Annotated in this window: 25 protein-coding genes; 18 read left to right on the top strand and 7 right to left on the bottom strand. The window is 70.2% G+C overall.

The window, feature by feature from the left end; genetic code table 11:
- The first annotated feature begins 207 nt into the window (after window positions 1–207).
- From ACFW9O_RS09450 to ACFW9O_RS09430, 5 genes are all read left to right on the top strand, one after another.
- Entirely contained in the window at window positions 208–1,308 is a 1,101-nt protein-coding gene (locus ACFW9O_RS09450; RefSeq protein WP_384606866.1) for a carbohydrate kinase family protein, read from the top strand.
- A 127-nt stretch (window positions 1,309–1,435) separates the two neighbouring features.
- Window positions 1,436–2,458, top strand: coding sequence for a PhoH family protein (locus ACFW9O_RS09445; RefSeq protein WP_351175336.1), 1,023 nt, complete (start codon window positions 1,436–1,438; stop codon window positions 2,456–2,458).
- Window positions 2,459–2,470: 12 nt separating this feature from the next.
- Window positions 2,471–2,968 carry an rRNA maturation RNase YbeY gene (ybeY, locus tag ACFW9O_RS09440; protein ID WP_329211222.1) on the top strand — a complete coding sequence of 166 codons (498 nt, stop codon included), beginning with the start codon at window positions 2,471–2,473 and terminating at the stop codon, window positions 2,966–2,968.
- Window positions 2,965–4,248 carry a hemolysin family protein gene (locus ACFW9O_RS09435; protein ID WP_384606862.1) on the top strand — a complete coding sequence of 428 codons (1,284 nt, stop codon included), beginning with the start codon at window positions 2,965–2,967 and terminating at the stop codon, window positions 4,246–4,248. The genes ybeY and ACFW9O_RS09435 overlap by 4 nt, the downstream gene beginning before the upstream one ends.
- Window positions 4,245–4,598 carry an MmcQ/YjbR family DNA-binding protein gene (locus ACFW9O_RS09430; protein ID WP_351175330.1) on the top strand — a complete coding sequence of 118 codons (354 nt, stop codon included), beginning with the start codon at window positions 4,245–4,247 and terminating at the stop codon, window positions 4,596–4,598. Before ACFW9O_RS09435 ends, ACFW9O_RS09430 begins: the two co-directional genes overlap by 4 nt.
- 8 nt (window positions 4,599–4,606) lie before the next feature.
- Here the strand turns inward: ACFW9O_RS09430 and ACFW9O_RS09425 are convergent, their stop codons facing one another.
- Entirely contained in the window at window positions 4,607–6,022 is a 1,416-nt protein-coding gene (locus tag ACFW9O_RS09425) for an MFS transporter (protein WP_384606859.1), read from the bottom strand.
- Between the two features lie 107 nt (window positions 6,023–6,129).
- On the opposite strand from ACFW9O_RS09425, the gene ACFW9O_RS09420 reads away from it, so the two are divergent.
- The 3 genes from ACFW9O_RS09420 to era are packed head-to-tail and all read left to right on the top strand — an operon-like array spanning window position 6,130 to window position 8,467.
- A complete protein-coding gene (locus tag ACFW9O_RS09420) occupies window positions 6,130–7,038 on the top strand; it encodes a helix-turn-helix transcriptional regulator (RefSeq protein WP_384606856.1) in 909 nt (302 codons plus the stop codon).
- Window positions 7,039–7,087: 49 nt separating this feature from the next.
- On the top strand, window positions 7,088–7,441 hold the full coding sequence (locus tag ACFW9O_RS09415; RefSeq protein WP_384606854.1) for a cytidine deaminase: 354 nt from the start codon (window positions 7,088–7,090) through the stop codon (window positions 7,439–7,441).
- A 51-nt stretch (window positions 7,442–7,492) separates the two neighbouring features.
- A complete protein-coding gene (gene era, locus ACFW9O_RS09410) occupies window positions 7,493–8,467 on the top strand; it encodes a GTPase Era (RefSeq protein WP_384606852.1) in 975 nt (324 codons plus the stop codon).
- Window positions 8,468–8,525: 58 nt separating this feature from the next.
- Here the strand turns inward: era and ACFW9O_RS09405 are convergent, their stop codons facing one another.
- The gene (locus ACFW9O_RS09405; protein WP_351175320.1) at window positions 8,526–8,792 is read right to left on the bottom strand and encodes a protealysin inhibitor emfourin; all 267 of its coding nucleotides are present in this window, start codon (window positions 8,790–8,792) and stop codon (window positions 8,526–8,528) included.
- 51 nt (window positions 8,793–8,843) lie between these two features.
- The gene (locus tag ACFW9O_RS09400) at window positions 8,844–9,920 is read right to left on the bottom strand and encodes a M4 family metallopeptidase (protein ID WP_351175318.1); all 1,077 of its coding nucleotides are present in this window, start codon (window positions 9,918–9,920) and stop codon (window positions 8,844–8,846) included.
- Window positions 9,921–10,212: 292 nt separating this feature from the next.
- Here ACFW9O_RS09400 and leuA point away from each other — a divergent pair, with 292 nt between their 5' ends.
- The 8 genes from leuA to ACFW9O_RS09360 all read left to right on the top strand — a co-directional run bounded on the left by leuA (window position 10,213) and on the right by ACFW9O_RS09360 (window position 19,394).
- A complete protein-coding gene (gene leuA / locus ACFW9O_RS09395; RefSeq protein ID WP_384606849.1) occupies window positions 10,213–12,024 on the top strand; it encodes a 2-isopropylmalate synthase in 1,812 nt (603 codons plus the stop codon).
- Window positions 12,025–12,252: 228 nt separating this feature from the next.
- On the top strand, window positions 12,253–12,930 hold the full coding sequence (locus tag ACFW9O_RS09390) for a TerB family tellurite resistance protein (RefSeq protein WP_351175314.1): 678 nt from the start codon (window positions 12,253–12,255) through the stop codon (window positions 12,928–12,930).
- Between the two features lie 152 nt (window positions 12,931–13,082).
- The gene (locus tag ACFW9O_RS09385) at window positions 13,083–15,188 is read left to right on the top strand and encodes an MMPL family transporter (protein WP_384606845.1); all 2,106 of its coding nucleotides are present in this window, start codon (window positions 13,083–13,085) and stop codon (window positions 15,186–15,188) included.
- 94 nt (window positions 15,189–15,282) lie between these two features.
- Window positions 15,283–16,506: a sensor histidine kinase gene (locus ACFW9O_RS09380; protein WP_384607838.1), complete on the top strand. Its 1,224-nt coding sequence runs from the start codon at window positions 15,283–15,285 to the stop codon at window positions 16,504–16,506.
- Complete coding sequence (locus tag ACFW9O_RS09375) at window positions 16,503–17,177, top strand: response regulator transcription factor (RefSeq protein WP_351175308.1); 675 nt, start codon at window positions 16,503–16,505, stop codon at window positions 17,175–17,177. Before ACFW9O_RS09380 ends, ACFW9O_RS09375 begins: the two co-directional genes overlap by 4 nt.
- A 43-nt stretch (window positions 17,178–17,220) precedes the next feature.
- The gene (gene recO, locus ACFW9O_RS09370) at window positions 17,221–17,967 is read left to right on the top strand and encodes a DNA repair protein RecO (RefSeq protein ID WP_329211245.1); all 747 of its coding nucleotides are present in this window, start codon (window positions 17,221–17,223) and stop codon (window positions 17,965–17,967) included.
- 21 nt (window positions 17,968–17,988) lie between these two features.
- Window positions 17,989–18,819 (top strand): isoprenyl transferase, encoded by an 831-nt coding sequence (locus ACFW9O_RS09365; RefSeq protein WP_329211247.1) that lies wholly within the window; start codon window positions 17,989–17,991, stop codon window positions 18,817–18,819.
- 41 nt (window positions 18,820–18,860) lie between these two features.
- Window positions 18,861–19,394 (top strand): hypothetical protein, encoded by a 534-nt coding sequence (locus ACFW9O_RS09360; protein WP_384606841.1) that lies wholly within the window; start codon window positions 18,861–18,863, stop codon window positions 19,392–19,394.
- A gap of 42 nt (window positions 19,395–19,436) precedes the next feature.
- Here ACFW9O_RS09360 and ACFW9O_RS09355 read toward each other — a convergent pair whose 3' ends face one another.
- The 4 genes from ACFW9O_RS09355 to ACFW9O_RS09340 all read right to left on the bottom strand — a co-directional run bounded on the left by ACFW9O_RS09355 (window position 19,437) and on the right by ACFW9O_RS09340 (window position 22,627).
- On the bottom strand, window positions 19,437–19,871 hold the full coding sequence (locus ACFW9O_RS09355; RefSeq protein WP_329211248.1) for a transcriptional repressor: 435 nt from the start codon (window positions 19,869–19,871) through the stop codon (window positions 19,437–19,439).
- Between the two features lie 73 nt (window positions 19,872–19,944).
- Complete coding sequence (locus tag ACFW9O_RS09350) at window positions 19,945–20,838, bottom strand: metal ABC transporter permease (protein ID WP_351175302.1); 894 nt, start codon at window positions 20,836–20,838, stop codon at window positions 19,945–19,947.
- A gap of 2 nt (window positions 20,839–20,840) precedes the next feature.
- A complete protein-coding gene (locus ACFW9O_RS09345) occupies window positions 20,841–21,617 on the bottom strand; it encodes a metal ABC transporter ATP-binding protein (protein WP_384606839.1) in 777 nt (258 codons plus the stop codon).
- 38 nt (window positions 21,618–21,655) lie between these two features.
- Complete coding sequence (locus ACFW9O_RS09340) at window positions 21,656–22,627, bottom strand: metal ABC transporter substrate-binding protein (protein WP_384606837.1); 972 nt, start codon at window positions 22,625–22,627, stop codon at window positions 21,656–21,658.
- 219 nt (window positions 22,628–22,846) lie between these two features.
- On the opposite strand from ACFW9O_RS09340, the gene ACFW9O_RS09335 reads away from it, so the two are divergent.
- Together ACFW9O_RS09335 and ACFW9O_RS09330 are read left to right on the top strand one after the other, a co-directional pair.
- Window positions 22,847–24,229, top strand: a complete 1,383-nt coding sequence (locus ACFW9O_RS09335) for a glycine--tRNA ligase (protein WP_384606836.1) — start codon at window positions 22,847–22,849, stop codon at window positions 24,227–24,229.
- Window positions 24,230–24,321: 92 nt separating this feature from the next.
- On the top strand, window positions 24,322–24,525 hold the full coding sequence (locus ACFW9O_RS09330; RefSeq protein ID WP_329211258.1) for a hypothetical protein: 204 nt from the start codon (window positions 24,322–24,324) through the stop codon (window positions 24,523–24,525).
- Window positions 24,526–24,627 lie beyond the last annotated feature (102 nt).

Below are 24,627 nucleotides of genomic sequence, written 5' to 3'. Positions count from 1 at the left end.
CAAGCGCGCACAGCGGACGGAAAGTCGTCACGATGTGATCTGGGTCACTTTCGGGTTTATTCACTTCTTGACCGGGTAGCAGCGCATGTTTATGCAGGTCAGGGTCGCTGTGTGCGAGACGGCGTGGACTCCCGGACCGGGGGAGCGGATCGGGCAAACTGGCCGGATCTCGCACTGTTCAGATCTGCCACGGCCGGGGAGCGCACGGTGAGCACAGGTAATCCAGGCATCGACCCGCTGCTCGGGCTGCGCGCCCCGCAGGACCCGCCCTGCGACGTCTTCCTGACGGGCACGGTCTTCCTGGACATCATCTTCACCGGCCTAGACAGCGCACCGGTGCGCGGCACCGAGTCCTGGGCCAGGGGGATGGGCTCCAGCCCCGGCGGCGTCGCCAACATGGCCACCGCGCTCGCCAGGCTCGGACTGCGTACGTCCCTCGCCGCCGCGTTCGGCGACGACCACTACGGGGAGTACTGCTGGGACGCCCTCGAACAGGGTGAACACATCGACCTGTCGATGTCGCGCACGGTTCCCGGCTGGCACTCACCGGTCACCGTCTCCATGGCGTACGAGGGCGAGCGGACGATGGTCTCCCACGGCCATGAGGCGCCCGCCCCCGACACCCCGGCCCCCGGCCGGACGCTCCCGCACTGCCCGCCGCGCGCCCGCGCGGCCGTCGCCTCCCTCACCCCCGGCCGCAGCGAGCCGTGGGTGGCCGGGGCGGCCCGTAACGGGGCCCTGGTCTTCGCCGACGTCGGCTGGGACGAGACCGGCCGCTGGGACCTGGACGCCCTCCCCGACCTGCGGCACTGCCTGGCCTTCCTGCCCAACGCCGAGGAGGCCATGCGCTACACCCGCACCGACTGCCCGCGCGCCGCCGCGCACGCCCTGACCGAACGGGTGCCCCTCGCCGTGGTCACCCTGGGTGCCGAAGGCGCGTACGCGGTGGACCGGGAGACCGGCACCGCCGCGGAGGTGCCCGCCATCGAGGTGGAGGCCCTGGACCCCACCGGGGCGGGCGACGTGTTCGTCGCCGGGTTCGTCACCGGCACCCTGGCCGGCTGGCCGCTCGCCGACCGCCTCGCCTTCGCCGGACTGACCGCCGCCCTCTCGGTGCAGGAGTTCGGCGGATCGCTGTCCGCGCCCGGCTGGGCGGAGATCGCCGCATGGTGGCAGCAGGTGCGCGCCTGCGCCGACCAGGACCCGGCGGCCCTGGAGCGGTACGCGTTCCTCCAGGAGCTGCTGCCCGCCGCCAGCCGGGCGTGGCCGCTGCGCCGTGCCGTCCCGACCATCGGCTTCCGGCAGTGAAGGGCTGATGATCGCGCGGTAAAACCTCTCGGTGTTGTCAGCACGGAGTCGTACGCTGGTACTCCAGAGGCCGTCGAGCAGCGACTGCCCTGCAACGGGAGGTATGTGCAGGCCCGAGGGCCGGCCCATGACTCAGTCACCTACACAGCCGCAGGCGCGTGCCCAGATCAGGATTCCGGCCGCACACCCCATGGTGATGCTCCTGGGATCGGGTGACTCGCTGCTGCGCGTGATCGAAACGGCGTTCCCGGCTGCCGACATCCATGTCCGGGGCAATGAGATAAGCGCGACTGGCAGCGCGGCGGACGTCGCCCTGATCCAGCGCCTGTTCGACGAGATGGTGCTGGTGCTCCGCACCGGACTGCCGATGACGGAGGACGCTGTGGAACGCTCGATCGCCATGCTCAGGGCGAGCGGGAACGGCAACGGGGACGGCGTGGAGACCCCCGCCGAGGTGCTCACCCAGAACATCCTCTCCAGCCGTGGCCGCACGATCCGCCCCAAGACGCTCAACCAGAAGCGGTACGTCGACGCCATCGACGAGCACACCATCGTCTTCGGTATCGGCCCCGCAGGCACCGGCAAGACCTATCTCGCGATGGCCAAGGCGGTCCAGGCCCTGCAGTCCAAGCAGGTCAGCCGGATCATCCTGACCAGGCCGGCCGTCGAGGCGGGCGAGCGGCTCGGCTTCCTGCCGGGCACGCTGTTCGACAAGATCGACCCGTATCTGCGCCCGCTGTACGACGCGCTGCACGACATGCTCGACCCCGACTCGATCCCGCGGCTGATGGCGGCGGGCACGATCGAGGTGGCGCCGCTGGCGTACATGCGTGGCCGCACCCTGAATGACGCGTTCATCATCCTGGACGAGGCGCAGAACACCAGTGCCGAGCAGATGAAGATGTTCCTGACCCGGCTCGGCTTCGACTCGAAGATCGTCGTCACGGGTGACGTCACCCAGGTCGACCTCCCGACCGGGACGAAGAGCGGTCTGCGTCAGGTGCAGGAGATCCTGGAGGGTGTCCCGGACGTGCACTTCTCCCGGCTCACGTCGCAGGATGTCGTCCGGCACAAGCTGGTCGGCCGTATCGTCGACGCGTACGAGAAGTACGACAACGCAGAGGGCCGAGACGGCCGCAACGGGAAGTAGTCGCACCGCACCATGTCGATCGACGTCAACAACGAGTCCGGAACCGAGGTCGACGAGCAGGCGATCCTCGACATCGCCCGCTACGCGCTCGCCCGGATGCGGATCCACCCGCTGTCCGAACTCTCGGTGATCGTGGTCGACACCGCGGCCATGGAGCAGCTCCACATCCAGTGGATGGACCTCCCGGGACCGACGGATGTCATGTCCTTCCCGATGGACGAGCTCCGTCCGCCGGCCAAGGACGACGAGGAGCCCCCGCAGGGGCTCCTCGGTGACATCGTCCTCTGCCCCGAGGTCGCGAAGAAGCAGGGCGAAGAGGCGGACACCGGGCACTCCATGGACGAGGAACTGCAGCTCCTCACCGTCCACGGAGTGCTGCACCTCCTCGGTTACGACCACGAGGAGCCGAACGAGAAGGCCGAGATGTTCGGCCTGCAGGCGGCGATCGTCGACGGCTGGCGCGGTGAGCGCGGGCTGACCGGGCCGTCGCCCGCCCCCACCGTCTCGTGAGCGTCCCCCTCGTCACGGGCGTCGTCCTGCTGCTCGTCGTCGGATGGCTGGCGGCCTGCGCCGAGGCCGGGATCGCCCGGACGTCCAGCTTCCGGGCAGCGGGCGCCGTCCGGGCCGGCCGGCGCGGCAGCGACAAGCTGTCGCAGGTCGCCGCCGACCCCACCCGCTACCTCAACGTGGCGCTGCTCGTACGGGTCGCCTGCGAGATGTCGGCCGGGGTGCTCGTCACGTACGCCTGCCTGAGCGAGTTGCCGGAGACCTGGGAGGCGCTGGCCGTCGCCATGGGCGTGATGGTCCTCGTCAGTTACGTCGCCATCGGGGTCTCGCCGCGCACCATCGGCCGCCAGCACCCGCTGAACACGGCCACGGCGGCGGCGTACGTCCTGCTGCCGCTGGCCAGGATCATGGGCCCGATCCCGCAGCTGCTGATCCTCATCGGCAACGCGCTGACCCCGGGCAAGGGCTTCCGCAAGGGCCCCTTCGCCAGTGAGGCCGAACTGCGCGCGATGGTCGACCTCGCCGAGCAGGAGTCGCTCATCGAGGACGAGGAACGCCGCATGGTGCACTCGGTCTTCGAGCTCGGCGACACCCTCGTCCGCGAGGTGATGGTGCCCCGCACCGACCTGGTCTGCATAGAGCGCTACAAGACGGTCCGCCAGGCACTGACCCTCGCCCTGCGCTCCGGCTTCTCGCGGATCCCGGTCACCGGGGAGAACGAGGACGACATCGTCGGCGTCGTCTACCTCAAGGACCTGGTCCGCAAGACGCACGTCAACCGGGACGCGGAGTCCGACCTGGTCTCCACGGCGATGCGCCCCGCCGCGTTCGTACCCGACACGAAGAACGCCGGTGACCTGCTGCGCGAGATGCAGCAGGACCGCAGCCACGTCGCGGTCGTCATCGACGAGTACGGCGGCACGGCGGGCATCGTCACCATCGAGGACATCCTCGAGGAGATCGTCGGCGAGATCACCGACGAGTACGACCGTGAACTCCCGCCGGTCCAGGAGCTGGAGAACGGCTGCTACCGGGTGACCGCGCGGCTCGACATCGGCGACCTCGGGGACCTGTTCGACCTCGACGAGTACGACGACGAGGATGTCGAGACGGTCGGCGGTCTGCTGGCGAAGGCGCTCGGACGGGTTCCGATCGCCGGAGCCTCCTCGGCGGTCGACCTGCCCGACGGCCGTCGGCTCCGGCTCACCGCGGAGTCCCCGGCGGGCCGCCGGAACAAGATCGTCACGGTGCTGGTGGAACCGGAGGGAACGGAATCGGGATGACTCCCCAGGAGTTGCGGGCGTTCTGCCTGGAGTTCAACGCGAGTGCCGAGGAGTTTCCCTTCGGCCCCGAGACCTCCGTCTTCAAGGTCCTCGGGAAGATGTTCGCCCTCAGCGCGCTGGACGCACGGCCGCTGACGGTCAACCTCAAGTGCGACCCGGACGACGCCGTACGCCTCAGGGAGAAGTACGCCGCGATCGCGCCCGGCTGGCACATGAACAAGCGGCACTGGAACACGGTGACGGTCTCCGGGCTCCCGGGCCGGACGGTCCGGGAGCTCATCGAGGACAGTTACGACCTGGTGGTGGCCGGTCTCCCCAAGGCGGAACGCCTGAAACTGGACCGGCCGTAGGGCGGCGCTCAGCCCGCGCGCCGCAGACCCGCACCCGCCGCCGCACCCGCGGCCACCAGGATCACCGCGGCGGCCGCCACCACCAGTCGCACGCCGTCGAACAGCGTGCCCTGCGTCGTGGCGAGCACGCCCAGCAGCGGGATGCCGACCGTTATCCCCACCTGCTGGGTCGTGGTCACCAGACCGGTCGCCAGGCCCTGCTCCTCGTCCGGGACACCGGACGTCACCGTCACCCCGTACGAGATGATCGCGCCCAGGTGGAACATGCTGGCCAGCGAGACGGCCACCGTCGCGAGCAGGACACCCGAGTCCTCCCCCAGAGCGAGCAGCGCCCCGATGAACAGGCCCTGACCGAGCAGCGACACGACCAGGGTCGGGCGGGCACCGAAGCGGCCGATGACCCTCGACGCGTACATCCCCGCCGCCACCGAGGCGATGCCCTGCACGCCGAAGACCAGCCCCGTCCCGAAGGCGGAGAGCCCCAGCACCTCCTGGAGGTACAGGGTCAGCACGAACACGACGGTGCTCATCATCGAGAAGGTCGCCAGACCCCCGAGGTTGCCGAACGCCACCGTGCGGCGGCGCAGCATGGGAAGGGAGACCAGCGGGGCCGCCGCACGGGACTCGACGATCCCGAAGGCCGCCAGGAGCGCCACCCCCACGACGAGCGTGACGAGGACGTCCGCATCGCCGAAGCCGCGCTGGGCGGCCGTCGACAGCGAGTAGATCAGCGCGAGCAGACCGCCGGTGACGGTCACGGCACCCGGCACGTCCAGCTTCGGCCGGTCCGGCGTACGCGACTCGGCGAGCACCTTCGGTGCCAGGACGAGCACGATCACCGAGGCGAGGGCCAGGAGCCCCATCGTGGAGCGCCAGCCGAGCGTGTCGGTGAGCACACCGCCCGCCACCATGCCGACGGTGAAGCCCAGCGAGAGAAGTGTGCCGCTGATACCCAGGGCCCGGTCCCGCAGCGGCCCCTCCGGGAACGTCGTCGTCAGCAGCGACATCCCGGTCGGCACGATCACGGCCGCGCCGAGCCCCTGCAGCGCCCGTCCCGCGAGGAACGACGCGGGGTCCCAGGCCAGCGTCGCCAGCAGTGAGGACGTCCCGAACAGGGCGAGGCCGGTGAGGAACAGCCTGCGCCTGCCGTAGAGATCGGCGATCCGGCCGAAGAGCAGCAGGAAGCCGCCGGACGGCAGGGCGAACGCCGTGACGGCCCACTGGAGCCCCGACGTGCTGAGCCCCAGATCCTTGCCGAGGACGGGCAGTGCCACATTCAGGACGGAGAAGTCGAGCGCCACCATGAACTGGGCGGCGCACAGCACGAAGAGAACGAGACGGGCCCGGCCCGGGAGCCGGGCAGGTGCGGGGTTCACGGGGTCAGCGGTGCCGACGGGTGCGGTGGTTGGGGTTTCGATCGCCATGTGCGACAGCCTGGAGCCGCAGGAATATCGGTGGGGAGCGGGAACTTATCCTGTTGGCCGCACCACCAGGCAGGCGCACGCACGGACACGGACACCAGGGGGAGTACGTGGCCTCACCGGCCCAGAACAGCACCACGGCCCGCGGTACCGCCGGCGACAAGGCGCACCGCCTCGCCGAACTGCGGGAGTTCCTGATGAGCCGCAGGGCCAGGGTCACCCCGGCCGAGGCCGGACTGCCGGACGGCGGGGCACGCAGACGTACCCCCGGGCTGCGCCGTGAGGAGGTCGCCGTCCTCGCGGGCGTCGGCGTCTCCTGGTACCAGTGGCTGGAGCAGGGCCGCGACATCACCGTGTCCCCCCAGGTCCTGGACTCCGTGGGCCGGGTGCTGCGGCTCAACAGCGCGGAACGCCGCCATCTCTACGTCCTGGCAGGCCTCAACCCGCCCGCGCCCGAAGTCGATCCGGCCGACCGCGACATGTGCGCGGGGCTCACCCGCCTCATCGACGCCTGGATGCCCTTTCCGGCGCACATCATGGACCGGTACTGGAACACCGTGCTCTACAACGACGCGGCTTCGGCGGTGCTCGGCATGCGTCCCGGCATCGTGCAGAACTGCATGATCGCCTTCTTCACCGATCCGGTGTACCGGGCGAGGTCGACCCAGTGGGAGCTGATCGCCTGCCGGGTCGTCGCGCAGTTCCGGGCCGCCTGCTCGGACCACCCCGAGGACGAGGGGTTCCGTGCCGTCGTCGCGGAGGCGAGGAGGCTCAGCACCGAGTTCGCCGCGCTCTGGGACCGGCGCGACGTCGCCCCCGGCGGCCAGATCCGCAAGGAACTGCAGCATCCGCTCGTCGGCACACTCAGCGTGGAGTCCACCCAGCTGCGGGTCCCGGCCCGCCCGGACCTGGTGATCGTGCTGCACACTCCGCTGCCCGACACGGGTACGGAGGCCAAGCTCCAGTGGCTGGCCTCGCCCGAGGGGCGGCGCGGCTCGATGTACCCCGTGGCCGGGTGACCGGACCCCGTTGCGGAGCGGGTGCCCTCCCGCTTCGTATGCTCAGCACATGACCGACAGCACCGACCTCGGACCCGAGGACCGCAAGATCGTCACGCTGGCCCGCAGCGTCCGCGCCCGCAACGGAGTGCCGGAGGGCGCCGCGGTACGGGACGAGACGGGACGCACGTACGCCGCGGGCACCGTCGCCCTGGACTCGCTGAAGCTCAGTGCGCTGCAGACCGCCGTCGCGATGGCGGTGGCCGGCGGGGCGACCTCACTGGAGGCCGCCGCGATCGTCTCCTCTGCCGAGGCACCCTCGGCCGAGGACCGGGCCGCCGTCCGTGACCTGGGCGGACCCGACACGCCCGTGCTGCTTGCCGGGCCGGACGGCACGCTGCGGACCACGGTCACCGCCGGCTGAACAGGGGCCGATGCGCCCTGCTGTGCAACGCCGCCGCCGGGATCGGGGAGAATGGGCGCCATGAGCGCTCGACCGAACACAGAAGCTGCTGCGCAGCAGGCTGAGAACAACGCCCCCCACCGGGCCGGCTTCGCCTGCTTCGTGGGCCGCCCCAACGCGGGCAAGTCCACCCTCACGAACGCTCTGGTCGGTCAGAAGGTGGCGATCACTTCCAACCGCCCCCAGACCACCCGGCACACGGTGCGAGGCATCGTGCACCGTGCGGACGCGCAGCTGATCCTGGTGGACACGCCGGGTCTCCACAAGCCGCGCACACTGCTCGGGGAGCGGCTGAACGACGTCGTACGGACCACCTGGGCCGAGGTCGACGTCATCGGCTTCTGCCTGCCCGCCGACCAGAAGCTCGGCCCCGGCGACAAGTACATCATCAAGGAACTCGCCGGGATCAAGAAGACCCCGAAGATCGCGATCATCACCAAGACCGACCTGGTCGGGTCCAAGGCGCTCGCCGAGCAGCTGCTGGCCGTCTCCCGCGCGGGCGAGGAGTACGGCTTCGAGTGGGCGGAGATCATCCCGGTCTCCGCGGTCAAGGACCAGCAGGTCGATCTGCTGGCCGACCTGATCGCCCCGCTGCTCCCCGAGAGCCCCCCGCTCTACCCGGAGGGCGACCTCACCGACGAGCCCGAGATGGTCATGGTCGCGGAGCTGATCCGGGAGGCCGCGCTCGAAGGCGTACGGGACGAGCTGCCGCACTCCATCGCGGTCGTCGTCGAGGAGATGCTGCCCCGCGAGGACCGCCCCGCGGACAAGCCGCTGCTCGACATCCACGCGAACGTCTACATCGAGCGCCCCAGCCAGAAGGGCATCATCATCGGCCCCAAGGGCCAGCGGCTGAAGGACGTCGGCACGAAGTCCCGCAAGCACATCGAGGCACTGCTGGGCACGCCGGTCTTCCTGGACCTGCACGTGAAGGTCGCCAAGGACTGGCAGCGGGACCCCAAGCAGCTGCGCAAGCTCGGTTTCTGAGCGGCACCGGCACGGGCGGGCGGGCCGCCCGTCCCGGCGCTCCCCGGGGGGCCCGGGCCTACGCGCCTTCCCTGAGGATCCGTGTGATCAGCGTGCGCTGCGCCTCGGTCAGGCGGGGGTCCGCGCAGTGGACGGTCCGGTCGCCGACCGTGATCCGATAGCGGAAGCCGTCCGGTACGCCCGCGGGCGTACCGTCCCGGCCCGCGGCGAGCGCGGCCTCGGCGAGGGTCTCCCACTCCGCGGCGTCGGGCCGCCCCGAGGTGTCGACCTCGCCCCGGCGCGCGATGCCGGCGAACCCGCCGGTCCGGCTCACCTGAATCCGCATCGCGCACCGGCTCCCGTCTGATCCGTTCGTACCTGCCCGGCTCCTACCCGCTCATCTGGTCGGAACGCCGACCTCCGACCACGCCTTGAGCACCGCCTCCGCCTCGTCGCCCTCCCCGAAGCGGCTCCGCGCCGCGGCGACCGTCAGCCGGGCGAAGTCCGCGAACTCCGCGTCCTGGGCCAGAGCGCCCCCGGTCAGGACGTCGAACCAGATCTGGCCGGCCCGCTCCCACGCGTTCCCGCCGAGCGCCGTGGCCAGCAGGTAGAACGCGCGGTTCGGGATGCCGGAGTTGAGATGCACCCCGCCGTTGTCCTCGTCCGTGTCGATGTAGTCGTCCATCGACGCGGGCTGCGGGTCCTTGCCGAGGACGTCGTCGTCGTACGCCGTGCCCGGAGCCTTCATCGAGCGCAGCGCGACCCCGCTGACACGGGGTGCGAGCAGGCCCGCGCCGATCAGCCAGTCACCCTGTTCCGCGCTCTGGCCGAGTGAGTACTGCTTGACCAGGGAGCCGAACACGTCGGACACCGATTCGTTGAGCGCGCCCGACTGGCCCTGGTAGACCAGGTTGGCCGTGTACTGGGTCAGCCCGTGCGCCAGCTCGTGGGCGATCACGTCGATGGCGACGGTGAAGTCGAGGAAGATCTCTCCGTCCCCGTCGCCGAAGACCATCTGCTCGCCGTCGAAGAACGCGTTGTTGTACTTCTCGTCGTAGTGCACGGAGCCGATCAGCGGCAGCCCCTTGCCGTCGATCGAGCTGCGGCCGTACGCCATGAGGAGCAGCTCGAAGGTGGCGCCGAGGCCCGCGTACGCACGGTTGACGCTGGCGTCCTGAGTGGCCTCGTCGCCCTCGTCACGGACCAGGTGGCCCGGCAGGTCCGTGCCGTGGCGGCAGTCGTACAGGGTCCGGTGCGGCTTGGAGGGGACGGGGTCCGACGTGCTCGGGACCTCGGGGGTGTGGGCCAGCGCGGTCATCCGGCGACGGTCGCGCCGGGCCGCGTCGGCCCGCAGGGTGCGGCGTGCGGGGCCGGCCAGGCGCGGGTCGTCCGCCTGGGACAGCTTGTCGAGGAGATGGGGCGGCACGATGGTGCAGAAGACGGGGTGGAACCCGTTGTTCGGTCGAGGCTGCATGCAAATGACTGTGGCACTCCGTGACCGCACTGTCACTGGTTGCGATAGTGATTGACGAAATAGAGTGATGAGTCACCGTTTTACCCACACGGTGATCCGATCCCGCATACTGATACGGACCCACGCATCAGGCGCCTCTCGGTTAGTCTTGCCGCATCATGCGTTTCGGGCTGCTCCTTCTTAGCTGCCGCGGCGAGGGCCTGTAGTCGTAGGCCGGCTCCCTCCCCGCGGAGTTCGCTGTTGCAGCGACACAGTCGGCCGCCCCTGCTGGACCTCCTAGGAGCCCTACGCCATGACTGCCGTAAATCCCGCTGTGAACGCCGCTGCATCCGTGAACGCCGACGATGCGGCCGCCCCCGTCAACGGGCCCACTCCGGTCACCAACGCGACGCAGCTCCAGAAGCCGTCCGGGATGCCGGTCCACAAGTACCGCGGGTACGAGGCAGTGGACATCTCCGACCGCACGTGGCCGGACAACCGCATCACCCGGGCGCCCCGCTGGCTGTCCACCGATCTGCGCGACGGCAACCAGGCACTGATCGACCCGATGTCCCCGGCCCGCAAGCGCGAGATGTTCGACCTGCTCGTACGCATGGGCTACAAGGAGATCGAGGTCGGCTTCCCGTCCTCCGGTGAGACCGACTTCGCGTTCGTGCGCTCCATCATCGAAGAGGGCGCGATCCCCGAGGACGTGACGATCTCCGTCCTGACGCAGGCCCGTGAGGAACTGATCGAGCGGACCGTCGAGTCGCTGGTCGGCGCCCGCCGCGCCACCGTCCACCTGTACAACGCCACCGCGCCCACCTTCCGCCGTGTGGTCTTCCGCGGCTCGAAGGAGCAGGTCAAGCAGATCGCCGTGGACGGCACCCGGCTGGTCATGGAGTACGCGGACAAGATCCTGGGCGACGAGACGATCTTCGGCTACCAGTACAGCCCGGAGATCTTCACCGACACCGAGCTGGACTTCGCCCTGGAGGTCTGCGAGGCCGTCTGTGACGTCTGGCAGCCGGAGGAGGGCCGGGAGATCATCCTGAACCTGCCCGCCACCGTGGAGCGTTCGACGCCGTCCACGCACGCGGACCGGTTCGAGTGGATGTCCCGCAACCTGAGCCGTCGCGAGCACGTCTGCCTGTCGGTCCACCCGCACAACGACCGCGGCACCGCCGTGGCCGCCGCCGAGCTGGCCATCATGGCGGGCGCCGACCGCATCGAGGGCTGCCTGTTCGGCCAGGGCGAGCGCACCGGGAACGTCGACCTGGTCACGCTGGGCATGAACCTGTTCTCCCAGGGTGTGGACCCGCAGATCGACTTCTCGCAGATCGACGAGATCCGCCGTACGTCCGAGTACTGCAACCAGATGGAGGTCCACCCGCGCCACCCCTACGCGGGCGACCTGGTCTACACCGCCTTCTCCGGCTCCCACCAGGACGCCATCAAGAAGGGCTTCGACGCCATGGAGGCCGACGCGGCCGCCCGGGGCGTGACCGTCGACGATCTCGAGTGGGCCGTGCCGTACCTGCCGATCGACCCGAAGGACGTCGGCCGCTCGTACGAGGCCGTCATCCGGGTCAACTCGCAGTCCGGCAAGGGCGGAATCGCCTACGTCCTGAAGAACGACCACAAGCTGGACCTGCCCCGCCGGATGCAGATCGAGTTCTCCCGGATCATTCAGGCCAAGACCGACGCCGAGGGCGGCGAGGTCACACCGAACCAGATCTGGTCGACGTTCCAGGACGAGTACCTGCCCAACCCGGACAACGCCTGGGGACGCGTACAGATCCGCAGCGGCCAGACGACGACCGACACGGACGGCAAGGACACGCTCACCGTCCAGGCGACCGTCGACGGTTCGGACACCGTGCTGACCGGTACCGGCAACGGTCCGATCTCCGCGTTCTTCGAAGCGCTGCAGGCCATCGGCATCGACGCGCGTCTGCTGGACTACACCGAGCACACGATGAGCGAGGGCGCGAGCGCCCAGGCCGCCTCCTACATCGAGTGCGCGATCGACGGCAAGGTGCTGTGGGGCATCGGTATCGACGCCAACACCACGCGCGCCTCGCTCAAGGCGGTCGTCTCCGCGGTCAACCGCGCGACGCGCTGACGGCTCCGGCGACCCTTCGGAGATACGTCCGAGAAGTCGCGGAACCACCCGGTTCAGGAGCCCCGTCCACCCGCCGAGGGTGGGCGGGGTTCGGCCATCTCCGGGTGTTGTGACATCCGGGATACTGACGCCACATCACGCATGTGGCTAACATCACGTCCAACGCGGCAATGTTGCCGGAGCGTTACGGAGGTGTGCGACGTGCGGTCAGCCAAAGGACAACGCGCCATGAGACTGCGTATCTGCGGCATCCGCACCGTATGGGACACCACGGGCGACGGTGAGTTCTTCTGCCCCGGCTGCGGAGGCGACCGCAACTACCGGCGTCTGACCGGACGCAACCGCTTCACCGTGCTCGGCCTGCCGCTGCTGCGGCGCGGCGGCACCGGCCCCGTGATCGAATGCGCCGCCTGCCGGGCCCACTTCCCGACCGACACCCTCGAGCACCCCACCACCACCCGGTTCTCCGCCATGCTCCGCGAAGCCGTGCACACCGTCACGCTCGCCGTGCTCGCCGCGGGCGGAACCACCTCCCGTACGGTCCTGGAGGCCGCGGCGGCCACCGTCCGCGACGCCGGACTCGACGACTGCACCCAGGAACAGCTCTTCACCATCGTCGAGGTGCTCGCGGCGGACACCGGGCACGGCGACGGCACCGACCCCGCGGCCGAGGCCTGCGGCGCCGCCCTCGCCATCGAACTGCACGAGGTGCTGAAGCCGCTCGCCCCGCACCTGGCCGTGGCCGGACGCGAGACGGTCCTGCTGCAGGGCGCCAGGATCGCGCTCGCCGACGGCCCGTACAGCCCGGCCGAACGCGAGGTGCTGACGACGGTGGGCGGCGCGCTCCAGCTCTGCCCCGGCGACACCGCCGAACTGCTCGCGGCAGCCGCGCGTACGCCTTCGTAGGCCCCGGAGCCGCGGTACTCCCCAGGGAGTACCGGAGGCTGTGGGCCACCCCCGGCAGTAGCGGTGATGTCCCTCCCGCGTGCGACGAATCGGCCTTCCCCGGACGGGAGTCTGGACAGGACCGACACCGTCCAGGAGGGGAGGGCCCCGTCATGAGGGCCGAAACGGAAATGAGCGGGCGACCGCAGCCCGACCGCGGGTCGCGGCTGCGGCAGGCGGTTCCGTGGGTGATCGTCGCCTTCTGGGTCGCGCTGATAGCCGTCGTGGGGCCGTTCGCGGGCAGCCTCGGCGACGTGCAGCGTGACCGCGCCGTCGACTATCTGCCGGCGGGCGCCGACTCCACCCAGGTCGCGAAGATCCAGGACACGCTGCCCGGCGGCGAGTCCACCGACCTCGTCCTCGTCTACCACCGGGACGGCGGACTGACCGCGGCCGACCGGGCCACGGCCGGCGAACAGACCACCGCGGTCGCACGCGACCACACCCTCACCGCCACGCCTCGGGGCATTCCGTCCGAGGACGGCACGACCCTGATGTTCCCGGTCTCCTCGACCGAACCGGGCCAGGACGAGGAAGCCAGGGCAGCGTTCGTCGACGCGGTGCGCGGGACCACCGAGGGGGGCGGTGGGCTGAGCGTCGAGGTCGGCGGCCCGGGGGCGCTGATGACCGACGCCCAGGAGGTCTACGGGTCCCTGGACGGTCCGCTGCTCTACACGACCGTCGCCGTTGTCGCGATCCTGCTGATCGTGATCTACCGCAGCCCGTTCCTGTGGCTGGTGCCCCTGATCGTCGCAGGGATCGCCGACGTCCTGTCGATGGCGGTGGTGTACGGGCTCAACCAGGGCTTCGACATCACCGTCAGCGGTCAGAGCTCGGGGGTGATGACCATCCTGGTCTTCGGTGCGGGCACCGACTACGCCCTGCTGCTCGTGGCCCGCTACCGCGAGGAACTGGGCCGCCGGGCACGGCCCCACGACGCGATGGCCGCCGCCCTGCGCGGCTGCGGGCCCGCTGTCGTCGCCTCCTCGGGCACCGTCGCGGCCGGGCTGCTGTGCCTGCTTGCCGCCGACCTCAACAGCAGCCGGGGCATGGGCCCCATCGCGGCCGTCGGGGTGCTGTGCGCCCTCTTCGCCATGATGACCCTGCTGCCGGCGATCCTCGTGCTCCTGGGCCGCCGCGTCTTCTGGCCGCTCGTTCCCGCGTACGGCAGCACACCCAAGCAGCGCCGGTCGCTCTTCGCCGCGATGGGCAGCTCCGCCGGACGCAGGCCGATCGCCGTGCTCGTCTCCGGAGGAGTACTGCTCGGCGCACTCGCGCTCGGCGTGTTCAGCATGCCGGGCGACCTCAAACAGGAGGACTCCTTCACCAGCAAGCCCGAGTCGATCACCGCGATGGAGACCCTCTCCGCCGCCTATCCCGAGCGCTCCACCCAGCCGATCACCGTGATCACCCCCACCGGCCGGGCGGACGACACGCTGGCGACGGCCCGTACGACCGACGGCGTCGCGGCCGCCGAGCGCGGCCGCAGCGGCGCCGGCTGGACCGAGCTGTCCGTCACCGCGCAGGACCCACCCGAATCGGCGGGGGAGCAGGCCACCATCACGGCCCTGCGCAGTGCTCTGGAGGGCAGCCACGTGGGCGGGCCCAGCGCCCAGCAGATGGACCTGGAGAAGACCAGCGCCCGCGACCTGAAGCTCGTCGTACCGCTCGTCATCCTCTCCGTCCTGCTGATCCTGGTCGTGCTGCTGCGGAGCCTCGTCGCGCCGCTGCTCCTCGTCGTCGCCGTCGTCGCGGTCTGGGGAGCCTCGCTCGGTATCGCGGGACTTCTCTTCGAGCCGCTCCTCGGCCTCGAAGGCACCGACCCCGGACTCCCTTTGCTGTCCTTCGTCTTCCTGGTGGCGCTCGGCGTCGACTACGGGATCTTCCTCCTGCACCGGATGCGGGAGGAGTGCCTCTCCGGAGCCGAACCCACGGCCGCCGCGCTCACCGCCCTGCGCACGACCGGCGGGGTCATCGCCTCGGCAGGACTGGTGCTCGCGGCCACCTTCGGCGTGCTCACGAGCATGCCGATGACGGCCCTGGTCGAGATGGGCTTCGTCATCGCGGTCGGTGTGCTCCTGGACACCTTCCTCGTCCGCACCTACCTGGTCACCTCGGCGAGCGTGGCCCTGGGACGCCGGGTGTGGTGGCCGGGCGCACTCGGCCGCAGGCCCGCCCCGGACAGCGCCCGCACACCGGAACTCACAGCGACCCGCTGACGGGACCGCGCAACTGACCGAGGATGGCAGCGTGTCCGCAACCCGAACCACGCGCCGCGGCGAGCGCGTCCTGGCCGTCGTCAACCGCGACCCCATGGACGCGCCGCACAAGCTGCGCACCGACGCCCTCATCGCGGGGGGCGCCGGTGCGCTGTCCGTCGTGCTCGCCCTCGTCACCGACGACGGAAGGGTCCCCGACACGCTCGGCTGGGTCCTGCTCCTGGCCAGTGCCGTCCCGCTGGTGTGGCGCCGCAGCAGCCCCGTCGTCGTCCTGCTCTCGATGATCCCGGTCCTCATGGCCTACCACGGGATGGACAACGCCCACACGGCACCGATGCCGCAGACCTTCATCGTGCTCTACACCGTGGCGGTGACCGGCCGTCCGCTGCGCACCCTGCTCACCGGCGGCGTCGTGCTCGGCGCGATGGTGTCCGTCGTATCGGCCATCGACGCCCACCAGGGGCTCGAACTGCTGCGGATCTCCGGCTGGATCATCGCCGTGCTGTTCTTCGGTGTGGACGTGCGGTTCTACCGCCGGTACGTCGCCTCCATGGTGGAGCGCGCGGAACGGGCCGAGCGCACCAGGGAGGAGGAGGCCCGGCGCCGAGTCACCGAGGAACGGCTGCGTATCGCACGCGACCTGCACGATCTTCTGGCCCACAGCATCACCGTCATCGGGGTGCAGACGTCAGTGGCCTCGCACATCCTGACCGTCGACCCCGAGCGCCTGGACCGCGAAGCCGTCGCGCGGGCCCTCGACGACATCGCGGGGACCTGCCGGGAGGCCCGCGCCGAACTGCGCACCACCCTCCAGGTCCTGCGCGCGGACTCCCACGAGAGCGACGGGCCGCTGCCCGGCCTGGTCGCTCTGCCCGGTCTCGTACGGGCTGCCGAGGCGGCAGGGGCGACGGTCGAGCTCTCCGTACCGGACCAGGCGGAGGGGATCGCCCCGGCGACCGGTGCCGCCACGTACCGGATCGTTCAGGAGTCCCTGACGAACGCCGTGCGGCACGCGGGGCCGGGGGTACGGATCAGGGTCGCCGTGGAACCGGATCCCGGCAGTGGGGCCCTGCGGGTCACGGTCACCGACGACGGCGCGGGGCGCGAGAGCTCCGGGACGGGCGGCTCCGGGCCCGGATTCGGCATCGTGGGGATGCGGGAACGCGCACGCAGTTCGGGCGGCACACTGGCCGTGGGACCCCTTCCCGGGGGCGGCTTCGAAGTCGCGGCGGTGCTGCCGCTGCCCGGACCACGGGACGGGGAGCCGTCCGGGGAGCCTGCGGCCGTCGCCGCGGACACAGGGGAGACCGCACGATGATCCGGGTCCTGCTCGCCGACGATCAGACGCTCGTCAGGGCCGCCTTCGCGATGCTCGTCGGGTCCGACCCCGGCATGACCGTCGTCGCCGAGGCCGCCACCGGCCTCGAAGCGGTCGAGAAGGCCCGCTCGGCACGGGCCGACCTCGTCGTCATGGACATCCGCATGCCCGAGCTCGACGGCATCGAGGCCACCCGCCGCATCGCCGCCGACGAGGACCTCGCCGGGGTCAAGGTCCTCGTGCTGACGACGTACGACACCGACGACCACGTCGTGGAGGCCCTGCGCGCGGGCGCGTCCGGCTTCCTGGTCAAGGACACCCGGCCCGCCGAGCTCCTCGCCGCCATCAGGACGGTGGCCGCGGGCGAGGCCCTGCTCTCCCCGGGGCCGACCGCACGGCTCATCGCCCGGGTGCTCAGCGCTCCCCGCGCGCCCGACACCGCCGTCACCGGCGGCCCGGACCGTCTCTCGGACCGCGAGCGCCAGGTCCTCGGCCTCGTCGCGCGCGGATTGAACAACACCGAGATCGCCGAGACCCTGGGGCTCAGCCCGCTCACCGCGAAGACACATGTGAGCAGGATCATGGGCAGGCTGGGCGCCAGGGACCGGGCACAACTCGTGATCATCGCCTACGAGTCCGGCCTCGTCGTACCCGCGAGCCACCAGGAATGAGGACCGCCGACGGGCCGCCGTCCCGGTGGGCGACAATGGGCGCATGAGCTTGTTCCGGGACGACGGCGTCGTGCTGCGTACGCAGAAGCTGGGCGAGGCCGACCGGATCATCACGATCCTGACCCGCGGCCACGGCCGGGTGCGTGCCGTCGCACGCGGGGTGCGGCGCACCAAGTCCAAGTTCGGGGCACGGCTCGAACCCTTCTCCCATGTGGACGTGCAGTTCTTCGCGCGCGGCAGCGAACTGATCGGCCGCGGTCTTCCCCTGTGCACCCAGAGCGAGACGATCGCCCCGTACGGCGGGGGCATCGTCTCCGACTACGGCCGCTACACCGCGGGCACCGCGATGCTGGAGACCGCCGAGCGCTTCACCGACCACGAGGGCGAGCCCGCGGTCCAGCAGTACCTGCTGCTGGTGGGCGGGCTGCGCACCCTCTCGCGCGCCGAACACGCGCCGAACCTCATCCTCGACGCGTTCCTGCTGCGGTCCCTCGCCGTCAACGGCTACGCCCCCAGCTTCGACGACTGCGCCAAGTGCGGAATGCCCGGTCCGAACCGGTTCTTCTCCGTCGCGGCGGGCGGCGTCATATGCGGCGACTGCCGGGTACCCGGCAGCGTCGTACCCTCAGCGGAGGCCCTCGAGCTGCTGAGCGCACTGCTCACCGGTGACTGGGAGACGGCGGACGCGTCCGAGGCGCGTCATGTCAGGGAGGGCAGCGGACTGGTGTCCGCCTATCTGCACTGGCATCTGGAGCGCGGGCTGCGCTCGCTGCGGTACGTAGAGAAGTGACACAGGGAGACGAGAGAGCTCATGGCAGTACGCGGGATTCTCGGTGGCCGTAGCCGGCGCGAGTACAAGACCCCCGAGCCGCACCCCTCCGGCGCCACCCCGCCGAAGATCCCCGGCGAGCTGGTTCCCAAGCACGTCGCGGTCGTGATGGACGGCAACGGCCGCTGGGCCAAGGAGCGGGGCCTCCCGCGGACCGAGGGCCACAAGGTCGGCGAGGGCGTCGTCATGGACGTCCTCAAGGGCTGCATCGAGATGGGTGTCAAGAACCTCTCGCTGTACGCCTTCTCCACCGAGAACTGGAAGCGCTCGCCGGACGAGGTGAAGTTCCTGATGAACTTCAACCGCGACGTCATCCGCCGCCGCCGCGACGAGATGGACGAGCTCGGCATCCGGATCCGCTGGGTCGGCCGCATGCCGAAGCTGTGGAAGTCCGTCGTCCAGGAGCTCCAGGTCGCCCAGGAGCAGACGAAGGACAACGACAAAATGACGCTGTACTTCTGCGTCAACTACGGTGGCCGGGCCGAGATCGCCGACGCCGCGCAGCGCATCGCGCAGGACGTCGCGGCAGGGAAGCTCGACCCGTCGAAGGTCAACGAGAAGACGTTCGCGAAGTACATCTACTACCCGGACATGCCGGACGTCGACCTCTTCGTACGTCCCAGCGGCGAGCAGCGCACGTCCAACTACCTGATCTGGCAGAGCGCGTACGCCGAGATGGTCTTCCAGGACGTCCTGTGGCCGGACTTCGACCGCCGGGACCTGTGGCGCGCCTGCCTGGAGTTCGCCCGGCGCGACCGCCGTTTCGGCGGCGCCGAGGAGGAGGCGGCGACGGGACAGGGACCGGCCGTCTGACCGGACTGTACGATCATGGCCCGTCGGGCAGGGGAGGGGTCGTGCCGCAGGAACCGGACGTCGTGGAGCGGGGGGCGGTCGAGCTGAGATTCCGGCTGACCGCCCGGGACTGCACGAACGCGCTGCGCGCCCGCAGCAGGGTCAGCGCGGAGGGCAGGCGTCACCGGTTGCTCGGAGTGCTGCTGCTGGCGCTGACGGCCGTGCTGGTGGCACTGGAGGCGGGGCTCGGGGTCGACTTCCCGCCGGCGATGTACGCGCTGGCGGGCATCACGGGCCCGCTGATGTTCCTGGCCCCGTGGCTGATGGCCCGTCAGGTGTGGAACTACGTCAAGCGGCAGGGCGAGTCCCGTGCCCGGGTGGACGAGGACGGCCTGACCGTGACCATGGACCACTCCAGTGGTTCCGTGGGCTGGGCCGCACAGCCGCGGTACCTGGAGACCGACGAGCTCTTCGTCCTGCTCAGTGACGACCGCAACGCCACCGCGATGACCCTGCTCGCCAAGCGCGGAGCCGGCGGCCCGGCCGCGGTCGACCGGCTGCGCGGGATACTCGACCGCCACCTGACGAGAGTCTGAGCCTTCGGGGGAGAGCCCCGGAGGACCTCCGGGGCGGACGGCCTACTCGGTGGGTGACGCGCACTCCGCGCAGGTCCCGAAGATCTCCACCGTGTGGGCCACGTTCACGTAGCCGTGCTGCGAGGCGATCGTCTCGGCCCACTGCTCCACGGCAGGCCCCTCGACCTCGACGGCCTTGCCGCAGATCCGGCACACCAGATGGTGGTGGTGGTCCCCCGTCGAGCAGCGCCGGTAGACGGCCTCGCCGTCCGTCGTCCGCAGGACGTCGACCTCGCCCGCGTCGGCGAGGGACTGCAGGGTGCGGTAGACCGTCGTCAGCCCGACCGAGTCGCCCCGGTGCTTGAGCACATCGTGCAGGTCCTGGGCGCTGCGGAACTCGTCCACCTCGTCCAGCGCCGCGGCGACCGCCGCGCGCTGCTTGGTGGACCGGCCGCGTACCGGGGCCGCGTTCGTGCCACTGATCGGCGCCGTGGCCACAGGTGCCTCCTCATGTCGCCCGTACGTATGTCGGGCCATTGTGCCAGCCCGTACCGGCGGCACGGTCGACACGTCAGACATGGACGTCGTCCGTGGCCGTGCGGGCCTTCGGTACCTCCAGGGTGCACTCGGACCCGTCCGCTCCGCGTTCACGGGCGCGCCTGCGGGCCAGTGGTGCGGCGAGCGCGGTCAGCGCGATGAACACGGCGATGGCCAGCAGCACGATCGTCGCGCCGGGCGGTACGTCCTGGTAGTACGAGGTCACGGTGCCGGTCAGGGTCACGGCCGTACCGATGACGACGGCCAGGACGAACGTCACCTTGAAGGACTTCGAGATCTGCTGCGCCGCCGCGACCGGGACCACCATCAGCGCGCTGACCAGCAGCAGGCCGACGACCCGCATCGCCACGGTGACCGTCACCGCAGCCGTCACGGCGACCAGCAGGTTGAGCGCCCGCACCGGAAGGCCGGTGACCCTGGCGAACTCCTCGTCCTGGCTGACCGCGAACAGCTGCCGCCGCAGCCCCACCGTCACCAGCACCACGAAGGCGGCCAGTACGACGATCGCGCGGACGTCCTCCTCGGAGACCGTCGACAGGGAGCCGAAGAGGAACGAGGTGAGGTTGGCGTTGGAGCCGGTGTCGGAGAGGTTGATCAGCATCACCCCGCCCGCCATGCCGCCGTAGAACAGCATGGCCAGGGCGATGTCGCCGCGGGTGCGTCCGTACCAGCGGATCAGTTCCATGACGACCGAGCCCGCGACGGCGACGAGCGTGGCCATCCAGACGGGGTTGGTGGAGAGCAGGAAGCCGAGACCGACACCGGTCATCGCGATGTGCCCGATGCCGTCGCCCATCAGGGCCTGGCGGCGCTGGACCAGGAAGATGCCGATGGCGGGGGCGGTGATCCCGACCAGGACGGCCGCGATCAGGGCCCGCTGCATGAAGGGGGGTGTGAGGAATTCCATGATCAGCTCAGCAGTCCCGTCCGGACGGGCTCGGAGGCCGCGTGGGGGTGTACGTGGTCGTGGCCGGGCAGCGCGTGCTGGCCCAGGGCCTCGGGGGGCGGTCCGTCGTGCGTCACGCAGCCGTCGCGCAGCACGATCGCCCGGTCGATCAGCGGTTCCAGCGCGCCGAGCTCGTGCAGGACGAGCAGCACCGTCGTACCGGCGGCGACCTGCTCGCGCAGTGTCTCGGCGAGGATCTCCTGGCTGGCCAGGTCGACGCCGGCCATCGGTTCGTCCATGATCAGCAGTTCCGGCTCGGAGGCCAGCGCACGGGCGATCAGGACCCGCTGGTGCTGCCCGCCGGAGAGGGCGTTCACGGAGTCCTTGGCCCGGTCGGCGAGTCCGACGAGCTCGATGGCACGGTCGACGGCCGCCCGGTCCGCCTTGCCCGGCAGCCTCAGCTTCGTACGCGACAGGCGCCCCGAGGAAACGACCTCGCGGACCGTGGCGGGGACGCCGCCGGCGGCCGTGGTGCGCTGCGGTACGTAGCCGACGCGGGCCCAGGTGCGGAAGCGGCGCAGCGGGGTGCCGAACAGTTCGACGGTGCCGCCGGTGAGCGGGACCTGGCCGATGACGGAGCGCACGGCCGTGGACTTGCCCGATCCGTTGGCGCCGAGCAGCGCGGCGACCTCACCGCGGTGGACGGTGAGATCGACGCCGCGCAGCACGGGGCGCGCACCGAGCGTCGCCGTGGCTCCGCGCATCTTGATCACGGGTTCGGGCCTGCTGGGCTCGGGCATGAGCTCCTCCGGTGCTGCTGGTACGGGCGGGGTGGGGGTCACTTCGCGCCGAGAGCCTTCTGCAGCGCGGCCAGGTTGGACTTCATGACCTCGAGGTAGTCAGCGCCCTTGGAGGAGTCCGTGATTCCCTCCAGCGGATCCAGGACGTCGGTCGTGAGCCCGAGGTCCTTGGCGAGCGTCTTGGCGGTCCTGTCGCTGGCGAGCGTCTCGAAGAACACGGTGGTGGCCTTGTTCTTCGACGCGACGGCGTGGATCTCGTTGATCCGGGCGGGGCTGGGCTCGGCCTCGGGGTCGATGCCGGCGATGCCCTCCTGGGTCAGACCGTAGCGCTCGGCGAGGTACCCGAAGGCGGAGTGGGTGGTGATGAAGGTCTTGGTGGCGGTGTCCCTCAGCCCGGTTTCGTACGCCGTGTTCAACGCGTTCAGCTCGTTGACCAGGGCATCCGTGTTCTTGCGGTAGTCCGCGGCGTGGTCGGGGTCCGCCTTCTCCAGGGACTTGCCGACGCCCTTCGCGACCTCCGCGTACTTCACCGGGTCCAGCCAGATGTGCGGGTCGGTGCCCGCCTCCTCGCCCTCGTGCGCGTGCTCCTCGCCCTCCTCGTGCCCGTGGTCGTGACCGTCGACCTCGGCGCCGTGGTTCTCGAGCGTGGTGAGTTCCGCCGCGTCCACGGTGTTCTCGACGCCGGCCTGGCCCACCGCGTCGTCGACGGCCGGCTGGACGCCCTTGAGGAACAGGATGTAGTCGGCCTCGCTCAGGCCGCCGATCTGGCGGGGGGTGAGGTCCAGGTCGTGCGGTTCGACGCCCGGCTTCGTCAGCTGCGTGACCGAGACGTGCGTCCCACCGATCCTCTCGGCCAGGAACTGCATCGGGTAGAAGGACGCCACCACGTTCAGCTTGTCGCCGCTCGCGTGGTCGGCCGCGTCGGAGGAGGAGCATGCGGAGAGCGCGGTGAGGCCGAGGGCGACTGCTCCGGCGACGGCGGTCGTGGGTATGAGGCGGCGTACGTTCATGACAGTCATTTTCAACAAAACTGGAAACGATTGTCAACAAGGCCGATGAGATGCCCGGATCGCAGTCCGGATCCCGTTAACCCCCCCGCCGATTTGATCCAAGGGGTGCGCCCGCCGGTAATCTGAGGCATTCACCCGCCCGTCACCCGAGCCCCGCCCCCCATCGAGGCGCTTTGCGCCGCCCCTGTCCCATTTCGCCGTCGCAATGAAGAGAGCACCGTGGCCGCCGACAAGATCGACACCATCGTCAGCCTGAGCAAGCGCCGTGGCTTCGTCTACCCCTGCAGTGAGATCTACGGGGGCCAGAGGGCCGCCTGGGACTACGGGCCGCTGGGCGTCGAGCTGAAGGAGAACCTCAAGCGCCAGTGGTGGCGCTACATGGTCACTTCGCGCGAGGACGTCGTCGGTATTGACTCCTCGGTCATCCTGGCCCCCGAGGTCTGGGTCGCCTCCGGCCATGTCGCCACCTTCTCCGACCCGCTCACCGAGTGCACCTCCTGTCACAAGCGCTACCGCGCCGACCACCTGGAGGAGGCGTACGAGGAGAAGCACGGCAAGCCGCCCGTCAGCGGCCTCGCCGACCTCAACTGCCCCAACTGCGGCAACAAGGGCACGTTCACCGAGCCCAAGCAGTTCTCGGGCCTCCTCTCCACGCACCTCGGCCCGACCCAGGACTCCGGCTCCGTCGCCTACCTGCGTCCCGAGACCGCCCAGGGCATCTTCACCAACTTCGGTCAGGTGCAGCAGACTTCGCGCAAGAAGCCGCCGTTCGGCATCGCGCAGATGGGCAAGTCCTTCCGGAACGAGATCACTCCGGGCAACTTCATCTTCCGCACGCGCGAGTTCGAGCAGATGGAGATGGAGTTCTTCGTCAAGCCGGGCGAGGACGAGCAGTGGCAGGAGTACTGGATGGAGCAGCGCTGGAACTGGTACACCGGCCTGGGCCTGCGCGAGGAGAACATGCGGTGGTTCGAGCACCCGCAGGAGAAGCTCTCCCACTACTCCAAGCGCACCGCTGACATCGAGTACCGCTTCCGCTTCGGCGGCAGCGAGTGGGGCGAGCTCGAGGGCGTCGCCAACCGCACGGACTTCGACCTCAAGGCGCACTCCAAGGCCTCCGGCACGGACCTGTCGTACTTCGACCAGGAGAAGGGCGAGCGCTACACCCCGTACGTCATCGAGCCGGCGGCCGGTGTCGGCCGTTCGCTGCTCGCCTTCCTCCTCGACGCCTACAACGAGGACGAGGCCCCCAACGCCAAGGGCGTCATGGAGAAGCGCGCCGTGATGCGTCTCGACCCGCGCCTGGCGCCGGTCAAGGTCGCCGTCCTGCCGCTGTCCCGCAACCCGCAGCTGTCGCCCAAGGCCAAGGGCCTCGCCGCAGACCTGCGGAAGAACTGGAACATCGAGTTCGACGACGCGGGCGCCATCGGCCGCCGCTACCGGCGTCAGGACGAGATCGGTACGCCGTTCTGCGTCACCGTCGACTTCGACACCCTCGACGACAACGCGGTGACCGTGCGCGAGCGCGACACCATGAAGCAGGAGCGCGTCTCCCTGGACCAGATCCAGGGCTACCTCGGCTCCCGCCTGCTGGGCTGCTGAGCACGCGCAGCTTGATAACGAAGCCCCCGGTACCCGCGCAGGGAGCCGGGGGCTTCGTGCACACTGGGCGCACTCGTCCACAGGAGGCCAGGATGCCGTCCATGACCACGAGCAAGGTCAGCAGATGGGACCAGCACGGACGTGAACACGTCGTCCACGTCCGGAAGTCGGGGATGCAGAGGCAGCTGACCTGCGACACCTGCGGGTGGCGCAAGGGCGCACAGTTCCTGCCGTGGCTGAAGGCCGAGGAGCACCTCGCCGAGTCCCACCAGGCGACGGTCGACCCGAGCGCCTGAGACGCTCCCGTGCCGCGGCAGAAAATCGGGTGATGAGTCGCCCCGGGCCGGGGTACCTTTTTCGGTATGTCTTCGTTCTTCCAGATCTACGAGTGAGAGCGC

The sequence above is a fragment of the Streptomyces sp. NPDC059499 genome (assembly GCF_042749285.1).
GTDB lineage: Bacteria > Actinomycetota > Actinomycetes > Streptomycetales > Streptomycetaceae > Streptomyces.
Note: the sequence above shows the minus strand (reverse complement) of the source record. Positions and strands in the feature narration are given on the sequence as shown.

What these genes read in the sequence shown, in the direction of transcription:
- ACFW9O_RS09385 (WP_384606845.1), top strand. Translation starts at nt 13,083, where the DNA reads ATGAGGGCCGAAACGGAAATGAGCGGGCGACCGCAGCCCGACCGCGGG.
- ACFW9O_RS09445 (WP_351175336.1), top strand. Translation starts at nt 1,436, where the DNA reads ATGACTCAGTCACCTACACAGCCGCAGGCGCGTGCCCAGATCAGGATT.
- era (WP_384606852.1), top strand. Translation starts at nt 7,493, where the DNA reads ATGGGCGCCATGAGCGCTCGACCGAACACAGAAGCTGCTGCGCAGCAG.
- leuA (WP_384606849.1), top strand. Translation starts at nt 10,213, where the DNA reads ATGACTGCCGTAAATCCCGCTGTGAACGCCGCTGCATCCGTGAACGCC.
- ACFW9O_RS09390 (WP_351175314.1), top strand. Translation starts at nt 12,253, where the DNA reads ATGAGACTGCGTATCTGCGGCATCCGCACCGTATGGGACACCACGGGC.
- ybeY (WP_329211222.1), top strand. Translation starts at nt 2,471, where the DNA reads ATGTCGATCGACGTCAACAACGAGTCCGGAACCGAGGTCGACGAGCAG.
- ACFW9O_RS09405 (WP_351175320.1), bottom strand. Translation starts at nt 8,792, where the DNA reads ATGCGGATTCAGGTGAGCCGGACCGGCGGGTTCGCCGGCATCGCGCGC.
- ACFW9O_RS09425 (WP_384606859.1), bottom strand. Translation starts at nt 6,022, where the DNA reads ATGGCGATCGAAACCCCAACCACCGCACCCGTCGGCACCGCTGACCCC.
- ACFW9O_RS09340 (WP_384606837.1), bottom strand. Translation starts at nt 22,627, where the DNA reads ATGAACGTACGCCGCCTCATACCCACGACCGCCGTCGCCGGAGCAGTC.
- ACFW9O_RS09350 (WP_351175302.1), bottom strand. Translation starts at nt 20,838, where the DNA reads ATGGAATTCCTCACACCCCCCTTCATGCAGCGGGCCCTGATCGCGGCC.
- ACFW9O_RS09330 (WP_329211258.1), top strand. Translation starts at nt 24,322, where the DNA reads ATGCCGTCCATGACCACGAGCAAGGTCAGCAGATGGGACCAGCACGGA.
- recO (WP_329211245.1), top strand. Translation starts at nt 17,221, where the DNA reads ATGAGCTTGTTCCGGGACGACGGCGTCGTGCTGCGTACGCAGAAGCTG.
- ACFW9O_RS09365 (WP_329211247.1), top strand. Translation starts at nt 17,989, where the DNA reads ATGGCAGTACGCGGGATTCTCGGTGGCCGTAGCCGGCGCGAGTACAAG.
- ACFW9O_RS09375 (WP_351175308.1), top strand. Translation starts at nt 16,503, where the DNA reads ATGATCCGGGTCCTGCTCGCCGACGATCAGACGCTCGTCAGGGCCGCC.
- ACFW9O_RS09380 (WP_384607838.1), top strand. Translation starts at nt 15,283, where the DNA reads ATGGACGCGCCGCACAAGCTGCGCACCGACGCCCTCATCGCGGGGGGC.
- ACFW9O_RS09345 (WP_384606839.1), bottom strand. Translation starts at nt 21,617, where the DNA reads ATGCCCGAGCCCAGCAGGCCCGAACCCGTGATCAAGATGCGCGGAGCC.
- ACFW9O_RS09400 (WP_351175318.1), bottom strand. Translation starts at nt 9,920, where the DNA reads ATGCAGCCTCGACCGAACAACGGGTTCCACCCCGTCTTCTGCACCATC.
- ACFW9O_RS09430 (WP_351175330.1), top strand. Translation starts at nt 4,245, where the DNA reads ATGACTCCCCAGGAGTTGCGGGCGTTCTGCCTGGAGTTCAACGCGAGT.
- ACFW9O_RS09415 (WP_384606854.1), top strand. Translation starts at nt 7,088, where the DNA reads ATGACCGACAGCACCGACCTCGGACCCGAGGACCGCAAGATCGTCACG.